This window comes from Meiothermus sp., from assembly GCF_026004115.1.
In the GTDB taxonomy this organism is placed as follows: Bacteria; Deinococcota; Deinococci; order Deinococcales; family Thermaceae; genus Meiothermus.
On the sequence record NZ_BPIM01000001.1, the window covers coordinates 2,484,942 to 2,501,757 of the forward strand.

General features: G+C 59.2%; 16 protein-coding genes. 8 read left to right on the forward strand and 8 right to left on the reverse strand.

All coding sequences use genetic code 11. The features are described 5' to 3' along the window. Window positions 1–17 precede the first annotated feature (17 nt). Entirely contained in the window at window positions 18–731 is a 714-nt protein-coding gene (trmD, locus tag Q0X23_RS12065; RefSeq protein ID WP_297860512.1) for a tRNA (guanosine(37)-N1)-methyltransferase TrmD, read from the forward strand. Window positions 732–1,160: 429 nt separating this feature from the next. Further along, a complete protein-coding gene (gene rplS, locus Q0X23_RS12070) occupies window positions 1,161–1,646 on the forward strand; it encodes a 50S ribosomal protein L19 (RefSeq protein ID WP_297860513.1) in 486 nt (161 codons plus the stop codon). A gap of 491 nt (window positions 1,647–2,137) precedes the next feature. Here the strand turns inward: rplS and carB are convergent, their stop codons facing one another. Further along, on the reverse strand, window positions 2,138–5,215 hold the full coding sequence (gene carB, locus Q0X23_RS12075; RefSeq protein ID WP_297860514.1) for a carbamoyl-phosphate synthase large subunit: 3,078 nt from the start codon (window positions 5,213–5,215) through the stop codon (window positions 2,138–2,140). 219 nt (window positions 5,216–5,434) lie between these two features. On the opposite strand from carB, the gene Q0X23_RS12080 reads away from it, so the two are divergent. Together Q0X23_RS12080 and Q0X23_RS12085 are read left to right on the forward strand one after the other, a co-directional pair. Then, window positions 5,435–5,932 (forward strand): ferritin, encoded by a 498-nt coding sequence (locus tag Q0X23_RS12080; RefSeq protein WP_297860515.1) that lies wholly within the window; start codon window positions 5,435–5,437, stop codon window positions 5,930–5,932. Between the two features lie 196 nt (window positions 5,933–6,128). Next, complete coding sequence (locus Q0X23_RS12085) at window positions 6,129–6,446, forward strand: rhodanese-like domain-containing protein (protein ID WP_297860516.1); 318 nt, start codon at window positions 6,129–6,131, stop codon at window positions 6,444–6,446. Window positions 6,447–6,616: 170 nt separating this feature from the next. Here Q0X23_RS12085 and Q0X23_RS12090 read toward each other — a convergent pair whose 3' ends face one another. The 4 genes from Q0X23_RS12090 to Q0X23_RS12105 form a co-directional block, all read right to left on the reverse strand. Then, a complete protein-coding gene (locus Q0X23_RS12090; RefSeq protein WP_297860517.1) occupies window positions 6,617–7,963 on the reverse strand; it encodes a hypothetical protein in 1,347 nt (448 codons plus the stop codon). Window positions 7,964–8,216: 253 nt separating this feature from the next. Further along, window positions 8,217–9,077, reverse strand: a complete 861-nt coding sequence (locus Q0X23_RS12095; protein WP_297860518.1) for a sulfurtransferase — start codon at window positions 9,075–9,077, stop codon at window positions 8,217–8,219. Between the two features lie 189 nt (window positions 9,078–9,266). After that, on the reverse strand, window positions 9,267–9,821 hold the full coding sequence (locus tag Q0X23_RS12100) for an Rrf2 family transcriptional regulator (RefSeq protein WP_297860519.1): 555 nt from the start codon (window positions 9,819–9,821) through the stop codon (window positions 9,267–9,269). 255 nt (window positions 9,822–10,076) lie between these two features. After that, complete coding sequence (locus Q0X23_RS12105; RefSeq protein ID WP_297860520.1) at window positions 10,077–10,844, reverse strand: nitrilase-related carbon-nitrogen hydrolase; 768 nt, start codon at window positions 10,842–10,844, stop codon at window positions 10,077–10,079. A 203-nt stretch (window positions 10,845–11,047) separates the two neighbouring features. Here Q0X23_RS12105 and Q0X23_RS12110 point away from each other — a divergent pair, with 203 nt between their 5' ends. Continuing rightward, window positions 11,048–11,530, forward strand: coding sequence for a TlpA disulfide reductase family protein (locus Q0X23_RS12110; protein ID WP_297860521.1), 483 nt, complete (start codon window positions 11,048–11,050; stop codon window positions 11,528–11,530). 307 nt (window positions 11,531–11,837) lie between these two features. Here the strand turns inward: Q0X23_RS12110 and Q0X23_RS12115 are convergent, their stop codons facing one another. Then, window positions 11,838–12,209: a Fur family transcriptional regulator gene (locus tag Q0X23_RS12115; protein ID WP_297860522.1), complete on the reverse strand. Its 372-nt coding sequence runs from the start codon at window positions 12,207–12,209 to the stop codon at window positions 11,838–11,840. A gap of 82 nt (window positions 12,210–12,291) precedes the next feature. On the opposite strand from Q0X23_RS12115, the gene Q0X23_RS12120 reads away from it, so the two are divergent. After that, complete coding sequence (locus Q0X23_RS12120; protein WP_297860523.1) at window positions 12,292–13,185, forward strand: metal ABC transporter substrate-binding protein; 894 nt, start codon at window positions 12,292–12,294, stop codon at window positions 13,183–13,185. A gap of 12 nt (window positions 13,186–13,197) precedes the next feature. Then, window positions 13,198–13,680, forward strand: a complete 483-nt coding sequence (locus Q0X23_RS12125) for a hypothetical protein (RefSeq protein ID WP_297860524.1) — start codon at window positions 13,198–13,200, stop codon at window positions 13,678–13,680. On the opposite strand, the gene Q0X23_RS12130 is transcribed toward Q0X23_RS12125, so the two are convergent. Beyond that, on the reverse strand, window positions 13,677–14,753 hold the full coding sequence (locus Q0X23_RS12130) for an N-acetylmuramoyl-L-alanine amidase (RefSeq protein ID WP_297860525.1): 1,077 nt from the start codon (window positions 14,751–14,753) through the stop codon (window positions 13,677–13,679). The genes Q0X23_RS12125 and Q0X23_RS12130 overlap by 4 nt on opposite strands. Before the next feature lie 91 nt (window positions 14,754–14,844). Further along, on the reverse strand, window positions 14,845–15,894 hold the full coding sequence (locus Q0X23_RS12135) for a YibE/F family protein (protein ID WP_297860526.1): 1,050 nt from the start codon (window positions 15,892–15,894) through the stop codon (window positions 14,845–14,847). 111 nt (window positions 15,895–16,005) lie between these two features. Here Q0X23_RS12135 and Q0X23_RS12140 point away from each other — a divergent pair, with 111 nt between their 5' ends. Continuing rightward, a complete protein-coding gene (locus tag Q0X23_RS12140) occupies window positions 16,006–16,563 on the forward strand; it encodes a YIP1 family protein (RefSeq protein WP_297860527.1) in 558 nt (185 codons plus the stop codon). Window positions 16,564–16,816: the final 253 nt, after the last annotated feature.

Genomic DNA, 16,816 nt, shown 5'->3' on the forward strand with positions numbered 1-16,816 from the left:
CGGTATCTGGCTTGACCATGAAATACACCATCCTGACCCTGTTTCCTGACCTGATCCGCCCCTGGACGGAAGAGTCAATTGTTCAAAAAGCCATTCAGAAAGGCCTGATTGAAGTAGATATCCGCGATATCCGGGCCTACAGCGAAGACAAACACAAAACTGTAGACGACACCCCCTATGGCGGTGGAGCCGGCATGGTGATGCGGGTGGACGTGGTGGTGCGGGCCCTCGAGGCCGCCGGGCCAGCCGACGAGCGCATTCTGCTAAGCCCTGCCGGAGCACCCTTTACCCAGCGCATGGCCGAGGAGCTAGCCCGGAAGTCACACCTGGTGCTTTTGTGTGGGCGCTACGAAGGGATTGATGCCCGGGTGGAGCACTTTGTGACCCGCGAGGTTTCCATAGGCGACTACGTGCTGATGGGCGGGGAGCTGGGGGCGCTGGTCATTCTGGAAGCCACCGCCCGCTTGATTCCGGGGGTCATAAAAGAAGCCGAAAGCCACCAGCAGGACTCCTTTTCTACCGGCTTGCTGGACTACCCCCACTACACCCGGCCCCCGGAGTTCCGGGGCCAGAGCGTGCCAGAGATCCTGACCTCGGGCCACCACGCCAAAATTGCCGAATGGAGGCGCAAGCAAGCCCTCAAGCGAACCAAAGATCGCCGACCCGATCTGCTCGAAAAAGCGGAGCTAACGGCAAAGGATTTGGTCTGGCTCGAGGAAGCGGAATCTTGAGTCCAGTGTTGTGGAGACTGGTTTTCAGGGCCGGGTATTCTGCAAGGCCCTATACCGACAGGCTGCGTGAAGGGGCGGGACAACCGCGGAGACAGGGTCGGTGCATGAACCCTCGCAAACCTCAGCCAGGGGCGCTTCAGACGCCTGGGGTTGCAAAATTGCTCGTAGCAAGGCGAGATGGCTGGGTGTTATGCCCCCACCTCGCCTCCCCCGTTGGGGGAGGAAGGCGTGGCTTTACTTTATGCACCAGCCCTGCCGCGGAGAGGGCTTTTTTGACAAGGCCCCACCTGGCTGGTACAATCACAACTTGCTGACCTGTCCCGAGTATCTGCTTTGCGGGTACGTTTGAGGGCAAGAATCCATGAACCCGCAGTTTTGCCTAAGGCAAAAGGCGCACAAGTAGGTTCCGCTGGAACAAGGAGTCAGACCATGAACCGTGGTGCTTTGCTCAAAGTAGTAGAAAAGAAGTACACCCGTACCGACATCCCCCAGTTCAAACCCGGCGATACCGTGCGTGTCAACTACAAGGTGGTGGAAGGCAACCGCACCCGCGTACAGGCCTACGAAGGCGTGGTGTTGAAGATTAAGCGCAACGGCTTCAACAGCGCCTTCACGGTACGCAAAATTTCCTTCAACGAAGGGGTGGAGCGGGTTTTTCCCTTCAACTCGCCGCTCATCGAGAGTGTGCAGGTGGTGAGTCGGGGTAAGGTGCGTCGGGCCAAGCTTTACTACCTGCGTGAACTGCGTGGTAAAGCGGCGCGCATCAAAGGCGACCGCAAGCGCCTCAACCAGGATGTGGAAGCCCGCGCGGTGGCTGCCAAAGAAGCTGCCGAAGCCAAGGCTGCTGAGGCTGCCAGGCAAGAAGCCGAAAGCGCGGCCCATGCCAGCGAAGTGGCTGAAGAAAACAAGGAATAGAGCGGTTCCCCCGAATACCGCACAGCATCCTTTGGAAGCTATGGAGTGTGGGGTAATTTACGCTGCATCGCGTGGAGCGTAAATGTGGGAAACGCGATAAGGCTCGCCGGGCAAGGCCGGAGTGGAATACCCACTCCGGTTATTTTTTGCTTTGCCTTAGCCACTGGCCTACCCGCCGCAAGACCACCGGGATGGACTCCAGTAACCACAGGTGCCCCAGCAGCCCATGGCAATCCAGAAAAAACTGGCGGGGGTTACCTGGGTTGAACAGGGCTTGGTGACAAGGCCATCAGAATGACCCTAGAAAACCAAGGCGTTGGTGGCGAAGGCCGTAGATTTCGCCAGTCCCCAGCCCAAACCACAGTATAGTTTCCCAGCGCAACACCTGGTTTCAGTAGAAGGTGGGCGGTCAGGAGAGCCAGGCCACAAGGGTCAAGGGAAAGCAGCGTATAAAGCCCGATTCCCCGAGGCTCGAGGGGGCCATGGAACAGCTAGACAGTATGCCAGCTTTGCAACGACCTGACCGGCAGGCCCGAGCTGCGGGCCCGCCGGATGGCCTCGAGGCTCCACTTTGCCCCTTCCAAAGTGGTGATGAAAGGCTTGCCGGTCTCCACCGCCCGACGCAGCTCGGGGTGGGGGGTAAGGGCGATCAGCAGGTCGTAGTCGTCCTCGGAGGCTATAAAACCTGCTTCAGTCCACTCGGCCTTCAAGGCCTCGGCGCTGATAAAGCGCACCTTGCCCGCAAGCGGCAGCCGCTGGCCCACACCCAGCTCGGCCCGGTAGTAGGCCAGGTAGGGGTCGGTGTCGAGGCCCATGCTCTCGCCGGTGGAGCGCATCTCCGGCCCCAGCACCGGAATCACGCCGGGGAACTTGAGCCAGGGGATGAGCACCTCCTTGACCGAGTAGAAGGCCGGGGTGGGATCCTGGGTGAAGCCCAACTCCTCGAGGGTTTTGCCCACCGCAATCAGGGCGGCGTACTTGGCCAGCGGATGACCGATGGCCTTGGAAACGAACGGCACCGTGCGCGAGGCCCGGGGGTTGGCCTCGAGGATGTACACGGTACCGTCCTTGATGGCGTACTGCACGTTGATAAGGCCCCTGACCCCCACGCTTAAGGCCAGCTTGCGGGTGTATTCTTTGACGGTTTCAAGCTGCTCGGGCGAAAGTGAGATGGGGGGCAGGATGGTCGCCGAGTCGCCCGAGTGAACCCCAGCCCGCTCGATGTGCTCCATGATGCCGGCTACCACCACCCGGTTGCCGTCGCAGAGGGCGTCCACGTCGAGCTCGAGTGCATTATCCAGATACTGATCCAATAGAATCGAAGGCCGCTCGGCCAGGGCCGCATAGATGCCGTTCAGGTACCAGCGCAGCTCCTCGGCGTTTTGCACGACCTGCATGGCCCGCCCCCCCAGTACGTAGCTGGGCCGGGCCATCAGGGGGTAGCCGAGGGTCTCGGCCAGTTGCAGGGCTTCCTCGGGGGTGCGGGCGACGGCCCCTTTGGGCTGGGGAATGCCCAGTTCTGCGCAAAGCCGGTTGAACTCGGCGCGGTCTTCGGCCCTGTGGATGGCCTCCCAGGGGGTGCCCAGCAGGGTTACCCCGGCATCGGCAAGCTTTTTGGCCAGCTTCAGGGGGGTCTGGCCACCCAGGGTGGCAATTGCGCCCAGGGGATGCTCGTGCTCGGTCAGGTTGAGCACGTCCTCGAGAGTTAGAGGCTCAAAGTAGAGGCGGTCGGCGGTGTCGTAGTCGGTGCTCACGGTCTCGGGGTTGGAGTTGACCATAATGGTTTCAAAACCGGCTTCCCGCAGGGCCCAGACTGCGTGCACGGTGGCGTAGTCGAACTCCACCCCCTGCCCGATGCGGATGGGGCCACTTCCCAGAATCACCACCTTGGGCTTATCGGTCTGACGTACCTCATCTTCCAGCTCGTAGGCGCTGTAGTGGTAGGGGGTGTACGCCTCGAACTCGGCCGCGCAGGTATCCACGGTTTTGTAGACCGGCCTGGAGCCTGAGGCCAGGCGCTGCTTGCGGGCCGCTGCCTCGGAGACCCCCACCAGCTCGCCCACCTGGGCGTCGGACAGGCCCAGGCTTTTCACGTAGCGCCAGTCCTCGGCGTCCTGCAGCCGGTGGCTTTCGGTCTCGAGGTCGTGCTCGGCCTCCACCACCTCTTTTAGCTGGGTCAGGAACCAGGGCTCGATGCGGGTTTTGTCGTAGAGGTTGTCTACCTGCTCGCCCCGGCGCAACAGCTCCAGGATTGCATAAATTCGCGTAGGGCTGGGGTAGAGCCGGGTCCATAGCTCCTCGGTGGTGTAGGTGGAAAACTCCGCTCGCACGTCGGCCTCGAGGCTCCGCAGGGCCTTGCCAAAGGACTCCTTGAAGGTGCGGCCAATGGCCATCACCTCGCCCACGCTCTTCATCTGGGTGCCCAGCCGGTCGGAAAAGCCGCCCGGGTTCACGTTGGGCAAAGTGCTGAACTTTTCGAAGGCGAAGCGGGGAATCTTGGTGACCACATAGTCGATGGTGGGTTCGAAGGAGGCCGGGGTTTTTTGGGTGATGTCGTTGGGGATTTCGTCCAGGGTGTAGCCTACCGCCAGCAGCGCGGCAATTTTGGCAATAGGGAAGCCGGTGGCCTTGGAAGCCAGGGCACTGGAGCGCGAGACCCTGGGGTTCATCTCGATCACGATCATGCGCCCGGTCTTGGGGTCAATGGCGAACTGGATGTTGGAGCCGCCGGTCTCCACCCCAATCTCGCGGATGATGGCGATGGCCGCGTCGCGCATGCGCTGGTACTCCACATCCGAAAGGGTCTGGGCCGGGGCTACGGTAATGGAGTCGCCGGTATGGACGCCCATGGGGTCTACGTTCTCGATGGAGGTGATGATCACCACGGTGTCATTCTTGTCGCGCATGACCTCGAGCTCGTACTCCTTCCAGCCCACAATGGACTCCTCCACAAGTGCGGAGTGGGTGGGGGAGAGCGAGAGCCCACGGGTGAGAATCTCAATGAACTCTGCTTCGTTTTCGGCAATACCCCCGCCGGTGCCCCCCAGGGTAAAGCTGGGTCGCACCACCACCGGATAGCCGGTCACCTCGCGGGCAAAGGCCAGCCCCTCTTCCAGACCGTGCACCATCTTGCCCCGGGGCACGTCCACCCCAATTTTCAGCATGGCCTTCTGGAATTCTTCGCGGTCTTCACCCTTCTTGATGGCAGCGGCATTGGCCCCAATCAACTCCACCCCGTATTTGTCCAGAATCCCCTGTTCGAAAAGGGCCATGGAGAGGTTGAGCGCGGTCTGTCCCCCCAGGGTCGGGAGCAGGGCGTCCGGGCGCTCGGCGGCGATGATTTTTTCCATGAACTCCACCGTGAGGGGCTCCAAGTACGTCCCCTCCGAAAGCTCGGGGTCGGTCATGATGGTAGCAGGATTGGAGTTGGCCAGCACCACCTCATAGCCCACGCTGCGCAGGGCCTTGAGGGCCTGGGTGCCGGAGTAGTCGAATTCGGCGGCCTGGCCGATGGTGATGGGGCCAGAGCCAATGATGAGTATTTTTTTGAGGTCGGTGCGGGCGGGCATACCAAGGGGAGAGAATATCACTTATTGAGACTTATGGCTACCGGCTTTTGTATAGTATTGCAAGGGTTTAGTATAAACACGCATAACAGCCCCGCCGCTCACCCGAGAAATCCCCATCCATACTTAGCGACCATGCGGCCAATAGGAGTGGGATTACTTGTGGCTGTGGCTCCGGGTGGTAGACTTTTGGTGAACCATCTACCTGCAAAGGAGTGAACCATGCCCAAAGCCAACCCGTCGCTCATTTCCGGCAAACTGGCCCAGAAACTCAAAGAGCAAATCGGCCATGAGCTTGGGGCTCACCAGCAATACCTGGCTATTGGTACCTACTTTGCCCAGCAAAACCTGGACAAATGGGCGGCGCTGTTCTACAAGCAGGCCGCGGAAGAAAAAGAGCACGCCTTGAAGATTGTGCGCTTCCTGACTGATGTGGGGGAGGCGGCCCACTTTCCGGCCATACCGGCAGCTTCTACCGGCTTCAAGAGCGCCGCCGATGCGGTTTCGCAAGCCCTCAAGTGGGAGCGCACCGTTACCGAGCAGTTTCAGACTATGGCTAAAATCGCCCTTGCCGAGAGCGATTTTGTGGGCTTCCAGTTCCTACAATGGTTCTTGGAAGAGCAGGTTGAAGAAGTGAGCAGCATGGAGAAATATCTGGCCCTGGTGGAAAGCGGGATTAACCTATTCCAGGCCGAGGCGTTGTTGGAGTTGGCGAGCTAGTGGTCGGGTAACCAGGAAATAGGTATGTACTGCGGTCGCTCCAAATGAGCCGCACATAGTAATTACGGGTAATCAACGTGCTTATAAACGCAACGCAAAACAAGTAACCCATGCACCAGGCCGGCATAGGCCGGTACCCCCCTCCGGATACGGGTTTGGGCCCATTGCCCCCAGGGTGATGCCTTATCTTAGGGGTATGCGAACCCTCAAATCTGAGTTGCTTAAAAGCTTTCTCCAAGACAAGCCGCTGGTGGTGGATGTACGCCCGCCCGAACATTACAACCAAAGCGACTTTGAAGGAGCAGTGCACATCCCCCTGCACGACATCCAGCATGGCAACCACAACCTGCCCAAAGACCGCCCCATCCTGCTTATCTGTGAGCGGGGAGTAATGAGCGAGCTGGCAGGGCTGTACCTTGAAGCTGCGGGTTATGAGCTGGTGTACAACCTCGAGGGAGGCCTGCAAAAGCTGCGGAAAAAAGCTGATAAGCAGTCTATGGACGTTGGTCTATAGTCCATAGCATTCGGAAGAGCCTCGAGGCAGCCAACTGCACAGCGGACACCCAATCGGGCTACCGGGGAGCTTGCAACCCTCGTCATCCCGCCAGGGGTTCAATCCTCGAGCCGCCGCTGTGCAATCCGCTTTCGGTAAACCGCCATCGACTACCGACCATTAACCGCTGACTAATCGCTATCCTCTCTCCTCGGCAGCTCCTCCAGTCGCACCCCATGCCATTTTTCCAGGTGTTCGAGGTGGGTTTGCAGGTAGGCTCCTGGCTCAAAGAACCGGTCGTAGTACTCGAGGTCGAGGTGGTGGGTTTGTAAAAACATCAGGCTGTAGATGGTAGGAACGGTGGCCGGGAACTTCCCGAAGGTATCGAACAGGTATTGGGCCTGCAGGGCCACAATCTCCACCAGCCACTCCGCGTGGGGGAAGGCCTGGGAGCGTACCGCTTTGCTATCTTTCCAGGGGCCGGGGGTTTCGGGGTTAAAGGGGCCGCCCGCCTTATATTTGCGCTCGACCAGGGCCTCTACGGCAGCCTTCATGTGGGGGTAGTGAGGGGGGCAGTAGCCTTCAAAAACGCCCTCGAGGCCGGTGGGGTTGGGCCGCGACCAGCCGGGCTTGAAATCGTAGCGGAAGCCCAGGCCCGGCACTGCGGGGTCGCCCGATGCCCCCAGGGTTCGTACCCGGTCAAGTCCGTTGAGCATCCAGCCACCCAGGCCCATGGCCTGCTGCATCAGGTGGCCCGCAAATACCGCTGTACTTATCTCGGCCGACACTTCGGCCAGGGTGGCCTGATCGAAAGCGGTAAGGGGATAGGGTTTGTCCACTGCGATGTAATCCTTGAACTTTTCCAGACCTGGGATCCTCCGGTTGTGTACGTCGTCGTAGAGCACGAAGCCGTTCTGGGCAATGAACAGGAGTTTCAGCAACTGATGCTGGGCTACGTCGGCGATGGGCCAGACCAGAAGCGAGCCAGGTTTATTGGCGTTCCAGGCGTTGTGGCCGGCCATGTAGGGCTCGTGGGGGGGAATGTAGAGCCGGGAGTCGGAGAGCCGCACAATGTACTGTTTATGCGCCAGCAGCAACGCCACCGGATCTACCTGACCTTGGGCATTGCGGGCTACCGGCGGGCTGGCGTCGCGGGTTTTGAAGGTGAAAGTACCGCTATCGTCGGTGAAGAAAATCTGGCTGGTGTGGAAGCCCGCGGCGCTGGGGAAGGTGCGCCCGGCGGCCATGCCCGAATAGCTGGGCAGCTTGGGAGCCACGTTTTTGTGGTGACTGATCAGGTTGTGCCAGCCGGTCAGGCCGCCGACCGTGGTAAGGATCAGCAGGCGCTCGAGTTCTGAAAGAGGATAGGGCTCGTAGCGCGATTTGTAGGCCAGCGGACCCTCAGGTAGCTCGCCCCCCAGGGCAAAGCGGCGGCTACGGCGGGCAAAGAGGGCCTCGGTGAGCGGAAATTGCAGGAGCGTCTCCAGGGCCTGACGTTCATGTGGATGGATTTCAAAGTCGGATGTGGTATCGGGCATTTCCCCAAGTCTAGCCTGATTATACCGGATTCAAAAAGATAGTCATTCAAACCAAAAAATCCAGAGGCTATCTTTTTGAATCCTAGAGCACTCCTTTCCGTCGGGTTAGTTCGTCACTGTTTAGTGACGAACTAACCGAATCTGGTATTACACCCGTTAGGTAATGCATGGGTTCATTAACCGCAGGGCAGTCTAAAAAATCCCCCCTCGCACGACGAGCAGGGGGGAAAGGCTACAAGTAAGCTGCTGGAAGCTACTTTTCCGGGCCTTTTTCGATAGGAACGCCCACCGCATTGCCCCACTCGGTCCAGCTTCCGTCGTAGTTCTTGACGTTGGGGTAGCCCAGCAGGTGCTTGAGCACAAACCAGCTATGGCTGCTGCGCTCGGCGATGCGGCAGTAAGCGATTACCTCTTTTTCGGGGGTCACGCCTTTGGGCTCGTAAATGGCGCGCAGCTCGTCAGCGCTCTTAAAGGTGCCGTCGGGGTTGACGGTGGTGGCCCAGGGAATGCTTTTGGCGCCAGGAATGTGCCCCCCCCGCAGCACCCCCTCCTGGGGGTACTCCGGCATGTGCGTTTTTTCGCCGGTAAACTCTGCAGGACTACGCACGTCCACCAGTGCGCCCCTGCCCGCTTTGACCTTTTCCAGGTGTGCCAGTACCTCGTCGCGGAAGGCCCGCAGGCTGGGGTCGCGCTTTCCAGGCGTGTAGTTGCCCTTGGGATAGGTGGGAACTTCGGTGGTGAGGGGTTTGTTTTCTTGTGTCCACTTGATGCGCCCGCCGTTCATCAGCTTGAGGTGTTTGTGTCCGTTGTAGCTGAAGAACCAGAACGCATAGGCCGCCCACCAGTTGTTTTTGTCGCCATAGAGCACGATGGTGGTGTCGTTGGAGATGCCCAAACGCTCAAACAGGGCGGCCAGCTCGTGGGGTTGGATAAACTCGCGGATGGTGTCGTCCCAGAGGTCGGCCTGCCAGTCGATCTTCTGACTGCCGGGGATATGGCCGGTGTCGTAGAGCAGAATGTCCTCGTTGACCTCGAGAATCCGGATATCGGGATCCTGGTGGTGCTCCAGCACCCAGTCGGTGGAAACCAGCACATCGGGGTTGGCATAGCTCATCTCTTACCTCCAAATGAACAGTTGGTCACTGCAACAGTTAACCTGAAACAGCTTAGAACAAAGTTGTCAAAGGTCACGCTGACATAGATTACAAAAAATGTAATCTAATGGCGAGATGATACACAAGGTGGTTTTCGGTTTCAATACGGCAACGTGCCCGATAGCCCGAAGCAAGTTTGCATATGCGTTTCACGGTAGGCTGGGCCTGGCCAACTGCGGCAGGCTAACGCTTGGATGGCTTGGGCCGGGTGAGTGGTTTGGTACCCGGCGGGTGAGCAGCTCGCTCGAGGGTAGCAGGTGATCCAGGCACTCTGAGTAGTCCACCCCCTGGCGGAAGTCGGCGGCCAGGTCGGCCACGCTCACCTGGCTCAGGCTTTGTAAAACAGCATCGCGCACCTTGAGCCAGACCGCGCTACGGGCGTGGCAGTGCGCTTCCTTAGCGCAAGCTTTGGGCCAGTTCAGGCTGATGCAGGCCAGCGGGGCAATGGGCCCATCTACAGCCCGGATCACGTCGCGCAGATTGATTTCCTCGGGAGGGCGAGGCAGCGTATACCCCCCGCCTTGCCCCTTTTTGGAAACCACCAGATTGTGCCCGACCAGCGCAGCCAGAATCCGCACCAGGTAGGTGTGCCGCACACCTGTGGCCTGGCTGAGCTCCTCGCTTCCCACCAGGCGCCCAGGGGGCTGGGTGCCCAGGTAGCCCAGGGTTTTGAAGGCATAGATGTCCGTCTTGGAGAGGCGCATAGGCCTTAATTTAGCCGAAAGTGGAAAGCCTAAAGCTAAAGGCCAGGTAAAACAGGTCAACGGGTGTACCTGCCCGGCGAATCAGTTATCTCCACTACCGCTCGCAAGAAAGCGTTTCCTGTGGCATTTTCAGCCATAGCTAGAGGCGCACCGGCCTGGTAGATACCGCTCTTGCCCTCGAAGTAGAGATCGTAAAAATGTCCGTTCAGCATGGGGTTGAGCCCGTAGCGTAGATTTTCTCGGTTTTGTAATTTTTTAGCCAGCCCTTCGCGCAGCCAGACCACTGCCCTCTATCTCCCTGGGGTCGGCGCTCCAGGGCCCCTCCCAGCGCGCAGCGTTGGCCGAGGGTTGCACCACCAGCCAGGCCCCGGCGGCGTCGGCTTGCTCGATCAGGTCGTCGTGAAAAGCGTCCAGGCAGATCAGGTTGGCCAGGGTGCCCAGGCGGGTCTTTAGGGTGTGCCTGCCGGGTTGACCGCCCGTCAGAAACGCGTGGCGTTCCTCGGCGGTCAAATGAACCTTGGGGATGCGCCCCAGCACGGTGCCCTGGGGTGAAATGACGAGCGAGAGGTTGTAAACGCCCTTGCCCCTGGGATGGAGGCCCTGCACCGGTTCCCAGTCCATGTGCGGGCTGAAAATACTGCCGGCCACAATGTAGGCGCGGACTGCCTGAGCGGCTTCCTGAAAAGCTTGCTCATACACCGGCCATACCAGCGGGGCGCGCAGATGGTACAGCGCGGCGGGACTCCAGACGCCAGGCCGCAGGAGTGCGGGCCAGTGCTCGCGGAGCAACTGCATAGCAGCCTGCAGGCTGGTTTTGGCCTCGAGCACAGCCCTCGAGGTTTCCAGCCAGAACACCAGGGGCAGGGCAAACGCCTCGGGGAAGGCCAGAATGCGGGGTTCGTCCTGGGGCAGGCCCTCCGTAGCGGCCCGGGTTAGCTCGAGCACATACCGATTGAAGGCCTGGGCGCTGGTGTAGGGCGCGGTCTGCAGCTCGGTTTGAACGGCAATCAGATGCACCCGCATGTTCCTCACCTTACTACAGCACGGGCGGGTGGTGGAAAGTCCCTGAAGGCCAAGCTGCATTTCTCGAAAGAACCAGTAAAAAATTGTCCGCTACTTTGTAATGTCTGGTGGGGTGGCATCTGGCGCGGCCTGGTTGGCTAAGGCGGCCCGGTATGTGGCTTGCCTTCCCGAAAAAAGGGCCAAAATTCCGTATGCTGGCCTTGATGAAAGGTTGGATGTGGGGTCTGATACCGCTGGGGCTGTTGGCGGGTTTTTGGCTATTGCAACCTCGAGCCGGGTCCAAAGTGGAGGTACTGCCCTCTTTTACCCTTACGCAACTAGACGGACAAACGGCCAACCTGATCGATTTCAAAGGTAAACCCATTGTGCTCAATGCCTGGGCTAGTTGGTGTGGGCCCTGCCGCCGTGAAATGCCCCTGTTGGTAGAAGCCGCCAGGGCCAACCCGCAGTTTCATTTCGTGTTCTTGAACATTAGCGATGGCCCCGAGGCTGTGCGGGCCTTCGAGAGAGAGCTGGGCCTCAAAATACCCAATGTCTTGCTCGACCCTGATGCCAAACTGAGCGATCCGCTCCGAATCCAGGGCTTGCCGGTCACGCTCCTCTACGATGCCCAGGGAAAGCTGGTAAACCGGCACATCGGCGAGATAAGCGCTGCTGAACTTGAAGGACTGCTCAAAGAGTTTTAGCGAACAGCAACAGCCAATGGTCTGTCCGGAGCCGTTAGCGGATAGCCAGGGTTTTTGGGTTGACCCTGTAGATTCGTTGCCGAACGGTGACGAACTAACCCGACCTAAGTTACCTGCGTAGCGGAGGGCGATGCCGCCCCTTGGAAAGGGAGGCTTTTTTCACCGACCGTTCGGGAGGGGTGTGCTCCAGGACTCAAAAAGACAACTTGTGGGTTTTTTGGTTTTTTAAACTATCTATTTGAATCCAGTATGACACCTGGCACGAACAGCGTTCATTCCAGTGCGTCTTGTTCTGGTAATCAGATGGCTAGTGCAAGCAATCGGTGCAGCGTCCATAGAGCACGATTTCGTGTTTTTCGGTTTTGAAACCTTTGGGCACCATGAAGGTAAAATCGCCCGGGCAGCCCTCGAGCTCGAAGACCTTGCCACACCTGGTGCAGTGGAAGTGGTGATGGTGTTTTTTGCCTGCTAGCTCGTAGCGAGGTGCTTCGCCGGGAAGTTCGACCGCTACGGCGCTGCCCTCCTCGATCAGGCTTTTGAGGGTGCGGTAGACCGTGGCGATGCCGAGGCCCGGGACTTTAGCGCGGGCGGCCTCGAGGACTTCGGTAGGGGAGAGCGGGCGGTTGAGTTCGGTCATCACCTCTCGAATAGCCTGCCGCTGGCGGGTCGAGCGTTCCATAGTTTTCAGAATAGCAAACCCGGGTCTTGACAATATGATAACGATTTATCATTATGAATAGTTGGCGTAACAGGAGGTTTGCATGAAATTTATTCTCCCAATGGGATTTTTGCTGATGCTCGGGCTGGGTGTGGGCCTGGCTCAGCCGGTACAGGTCGCAGCGACCACGGGCTTTATTGCCGATATGGTGCGTAATGTGGGAGGAAGCCGTGTCAGTGTGGTGCAGGTCGTCCCCAACGGCAGTGACCCACACAGCTTTGAGCCGCGCCCGTCAGTAGTCCAGGCCATCAGCCGGGCCAGGGTCTTTTTTGCCAATGGACTCTCCCTCGAGCCCTTTTTCGAGAAGCTCGAGGCCCAGCTTCCCCAAAACGCCCGCATCGTCGAGCTGGCCGATGGAATGCCAGACCTGATCAAGGCCGGTGAAAAAGAAGCCCATGCTGATGAGCACGGTCACGAACACGCCGGGTACGACCCCCACCTCTGGCTCGACCCCACCTACGGCATCCGCTACGTGGAGAAAATCCGCGATATCCTCTCGGCAGTGGATCCTGCCGGACGCTCTATGTATACCCAGAATGCATCGCGTTATATTGCCCAGATCCGCCAGGCCGATACCGCCGTACAACGCTGCCTGGCCGAGATTCCACAGAACCGGCGCGTTCTGGTTTCCCAGCACGAGGCGCTCCGTTACTTCAACCGCCACTACCGGCTCAAAAGCATCGGCACCATTGCCGACTTTGCCGGACAGGAACGCGGCCCGGCCAGTCTGGCCCGGCTGGCCCAGGCCATGAAGAAGGAAAATGTCCGGGTGATTTTTGTGGAGCCCCAGTTCTCTCAAAGCCAGGCGCGGGCGCTGGCCGAGGCCACCGGGGCCAGGATCGCCCGTATCTACTCCGACGCCTTCGACAACACAGTCAATACCTACCTCAAACTCATCCAGGCCAACGGGCAGGCTATCTGTCGGGTCTTCAAGTAGAGCCCTGAGCCCATGCCACACCTAAAGAACCCGATGCTGGTGCAGTTCTGGCTGTGGGGCCAGGACGCGCTCACCGGTAGCCTGCTGGCCTATGGTTTCCAGAAAAATCCAAGTCCAACAGGCCGGGGCTCGAGCCTATACCTCAAAGGCCAGGTTGGGCTTCACTCGACGGCAGCCTGGCTACTACGCTCCGACGGGGTGTTGCTATACCACCGCCCCAGTGAATCCTTTGGCTGGCTGGAGAATGCCGATGGCCTGCCCGAACTATCCGCCCGCAGGAAGCCCTGTGACCTCGACGCAGGTACGGAATACTTCAGACCTTTTGTAAGTGCCTATGAGGCATGGATTGCAGGCCGATATGGTCTGGACTATCGTCGACAACAGCTTACGAACCTTCCCAAGCTGGCCCGAAGCTCCCTGGACATTTGGGAGCACTGGGTGCAGCCTATTTTGCGTGAAAGTAAGGTTTTTCCAGCCCAGCGAAGCCCGTTCTAGCGCTGGGCATGGCCACTGTTCAAAAAAGCAATAATTCCCCCCGCCAGCCCGCTCGCAAGCTGTTGCCGGTACGCGCTGGTGGCTAGCTTTTTGCCTTCAGCGGGGTGATTGACAAAGCCAATCTCCACCAGAATGGCCGGAATGCGGGCGTTGCGGATCACGTAAAAAGGTGCGGTTTGGACACCCCGGCTTACTGCACCGGTTTCGCGCACCAGGGAGCGCAAGGTTTTGAGGGCCAGTTGCTCGGAAAACTTGAGGTTGGCCTGGGCGATGAGGTCGCGCATGAGGCGCTGGGCCACGCCCTGGGCCTCGCGGGTCAGGCGCTGCCCCAGCGCGCCCCCACCGTTTTCCAGAATGGCCTTAGACAAAAGCCGCTGATCGATGGTCTCGCCAAAGTAGTACACCTCAATCCCCTGCGCGACCCGTTCGGCGGCGTTGGCGTGGATGGAAACAAAGAGCGTGCGTTTGCTATCGGCCATGGCCGCCCGTAGCCCCAGGTCGGTGGCCTTGTTGGCCGAGAGATGTCGGTCGGTGGTGCGCGTCAGGATGACCCGAATGCCTCTGGCCTCGAGGAGTCGTTTGGTGCGTAGGGCCACTTCCAGTACGGCCTCTTCCTCTTGCACCAGACCCACTGCGCCGGGGTCAACCCCTCCATGGCCGGGATCCAACACCACCACCGCAGTGGGCGCACGGGAACCGTTGCGGGGTCGGGGCTGGGTAGTGGTCGCGGGCTGGCTGCTGCTGCGCACCTCCAGTACCAGGCGGCGGGGATTGGCGAGCTCCTGGGTACGGTAGCTGGCACCGGCCCGCAGCGTCACCACATAAATCGAGCCACCCGGACTGGGGGTGGCTCTGTAGCCGACAACCTGCGGCGTGTTCAGCAAAGCCCGCAAGGTTCGGGGCAGAGTGCCCTGGAAGCGTATGGAAACCTGGTTGCCTTCACGTTTCAGGCTAAACCTTGCTTCGCTGGGAATGCCAAATACCAGTCGGGTCAGGCCATCTTCGGTGCCTACTCGAGGTTGAGCCAGTCCCAGAGAGGCCAAACAGAACGACAGAGCCAAAATGTATCGCATCTAACGTAATTGTATTGCTATCCCATGAGAATTGTCACGCCGCGCTCGAGGTTGCATTCAAAGCGCGTGGTTCTTGTGGGTTAAACACCCCTCATTGCCCCGGCCACCTTCGCTCGATGTAGTCCAGCTTTCGTCCCCGCATCAGCCAGGCGGCCATCAGGGTGGTGAGCGGAACCGCCAGTACCAGGGCCAGCGAACCCACCAGCATGGTGACAATTTCGGCGGCAAAGGTCTCGTTATTTATCAGTAGCACCAGCGGAACATCGCTCTGGCTAATCAGCAGCAGTAAAGGCAGTGTACCCGCTGCATAGGCCAGAATCAGGGTGTTGACCAGACTGCCAATGTGGTCGAAGCCCACCGTCATGCCCCTGGTGTAAAGCTCCCGAAGGCTGTAGCGGGGGTTGGCCTGCACCAGCGCCTGAACGACTGCAGCCTGGGTTACCGTTACATCGTTCAGGGCCCCCAGCGCCCCCACCACCACCCCGGCCAGGTACAGCGAGACCAGATCGAGGTTGCCCCCTAGCTGGAAACGGGCCAGGAAGGCCTCCTCCGAAGTGAGGCCGGTAAACTGCATCCACTCGGTCAGCAGTACGGAAAGCACCAGGGCCACCAGCGTGGCAAAGGTGGTTCCAATCAGGGCCGCGGTGGTCTTGCGGTTGATTCCGTGAACAAAGTAAATCGAAAGCGCCAGGATGCCAAAAGCGCCCACAAAGGTGATTAGCAGGGGGTTATTTCCGGCCGAGATTTGCGGCACCACAAAAAAGGCCAGTACCGCCATGCTGGCGGCAGTTCCCAACAGACCCCGCAAACCTTTGCCGCGCCCCAGGGTTACCGTTACCAGCACAAACAGCCCGAGCAAGCCCCACAGGTAGGGGATGCGGTAGGGTTCTGCAATATAGGTTCTGCCGTCGGCCTCGTACACCACCACCTGCTGCCCCGTGCGAAAGGCCGCCGATTCGGTGGGAAACTCCGCTTCCTTGAGCTTCTCACCAACCCGCACAGTCGCGCTCTTATCACCCATCGAGACGATACGGGCAATCGAGTACGCGCCAGGTGAACTGGGGGGCGCCGGGGCTTGCTCGGGTGCGTCCTGCGCCCAGGCCAGGCCCAGAACAACCATGAGAACGAACCAAAAACGCATGGCTCTAATCTTATTTGGCTTTTAGATGAGAGGGTAAGGGCCCTCGAGGAAAAGCGTTGGATTGGATTTGGTTGTAAACTACACATGTACCAAAAACCGGGGGGTCATGTTATGAATACCACACCGTCCATTACCGATACCGTAATGAATATGGTCAGCCAGAGCATTCAGGTGCTCACCAAACCCAGCGTGGAAACCTTTGAGCAATACGAAAACAAAGGCACCCTGCGGGATGCGCTGATCTACATGCTGATTGCCGCCGTGATCACCGGCCTATTCAGTCTGGGCAGCGGCCTGGGGGCTTTTTTGAACGGCATTATTGGTACCCTGGTGGGTTTCCTGATCTTTACCTACCTGGTGCACTACATTGGCAAGACCCAGGGCGGCACCGGTACGCTCGACAATGTGGCCTACACGTTTGCGTTGTTCTGGGCGCCCATCAGTGTACTGTTTGCGGTGGTCAGCCTGATTCTGCTCATCACGTTAATTGGCGTCTTCTTGATTCCTTTACTGGCCATTGGGGCGCTGGTTATTAACGTCTACTTTGCCTACCTGGCCGTGCAGTCGAGCATGAACCTGCGCGAAAGTGGCAAAATCTGGATCACCCTGGCGGTGGCTTTTGTCGGCACCCTGATTGCCAGCATAGTTATTGCCGGCATTTTGCGATAAACCAAAATGCGCCAAGAGCTTGCTCAAAGCCCAGAGCAAACGGTAAGGGGAGAGGGTAGCCTTCGTTGACCCCAGCGGGTACAGATAGGCTCCCTGTTTAGTAAAAAAAATGCCGCTGGTCTTTCACCCACTGGCCGATGGCCAGGGTATTGCGCTGCTCCCAACCGAATCTCGAGCAAGCAGACGAGCATCGGTTCTTGTCTGCAATGTCAGGTTTTCGGCTACATGCGCGGGCTGGGCTTCTGGTCCAGGT

Excerpts from the sequence above, each read along its gene's own strand:
- trmD (WP_297860512.1), top strand. The coding sequence starts at position 18 with ATGAAATACACCATCCTGACCCTGTTTCCTGACCTGATCCGCCCCTGG.
- rplS (WP_297860513.1), top strand. The coding sequence starts at position 1,161 with ATGAACCGTGGTGCTTTGCTCAAAGTAGTAGAAAAGAAGTACACCCGT.
- carB (WP_297860514.1), bottom strand. The coding sequence starts at position 5,215 with ATGCCCGCCCGCACCGACCTCAAAAAAATACTCATCATTGGCTCTGGC.
- Q0X23_RS12080 (WP_297860515.1), top strand. The coding sequence starts at position 5,435 with ATGCCCAAAGCCAACCCGTCGCTCATTTCCGGCAAACTGGCCCAGAAA.
- Q0X23_RS12085 (WP_297860516.1), top strand. The coding sequence starts at position 6,129 with ATGCGAACCCTCAAATCTGAGTTGCTTAAAAGCTTTCTCCAAGACAAG.
- Q0X23_RS12090 (WP_297860517.1), bottom strand. The coding sequence starts at position 7,963 with ATGCCCGATACCACATCCGACTTTGAAATCCATCCACATGAACGTCAG.
- Q0X23_RS12095 (WP_297860518.1), bottom strand. The coding sequence starts at position 9,077 with ATGAGCTATGCCAACCCCGATGTGCTGGTTTCCACCGACTGGGTGCTG.
- Q0X23_RS12100 (WP_297860519.1), bottom strand. The coding sequence starts at position 9,821 with ATGCGCCTCTCCAAGACGGACATCTATGCCTTCAAAACCCTGGGCTAC.
- Q0X23_RS12105 (WP_297860520.1), bottom strand. The coding sequence starts at position 10,844 with ATGCGGGTGCATCTGATTGCCGTTCAAACCGAGCTGCAGACCGCGCCC.
- Q0X23_RS12110 (WP_297860521.1), top strand. The coding sequence starts at position 11,048 with ATGAAAGGTTGGATGTGGGGTCTGATACCGCTGGGGCTGTTGGCGGGT.
- Q0X23_RS12115 (WP_297860522.1), bottom strand. The coding sequence starts at position 12,209 with ATGGAACGCTCGACCCGCCAGCGGCAGGCTATTCGAGAGGTGATGACC.
- Q0X23_RS12120 (WP_297860523.1), top strand. The coding sequence starts at position 12,292 with ATGAAATTTATTCTCCCAATGGGATTTTTGCTGATGCTCGGGCTGGGT.
- Q0X23_RS12125 (WP_297860524.1), top strand. The coding sequence starts at position 13,198 with ATGCCACACCTAAAGAACCCGATGCTGGTGCAGTTCTGGCTGTGGGGC.
- Q0X23_RS12130 (WP_297860525.1), bottom strand. The coding sequence starts at position 14,753 with ATGCGATACATTTTGGCTCTGTCGTTCTGTTTGGCCTCTCTGGGACTG.
- Q0X23_RS12135 (WP_297860526.1), bottom strand. The coding sequence starts at position 15,894 with ATGCGTTTTTGGTTCGTTCTCATGGTTGTTCTGGGCCTGGCCTGGGCG.
- Q0X23_RS12140 (WP_297860527.1), top strand. The coding sequence starts at position 16,006 with ATGAATACCACACCGTCCATTACCGATACCGTAATGAATATGGTCAGC.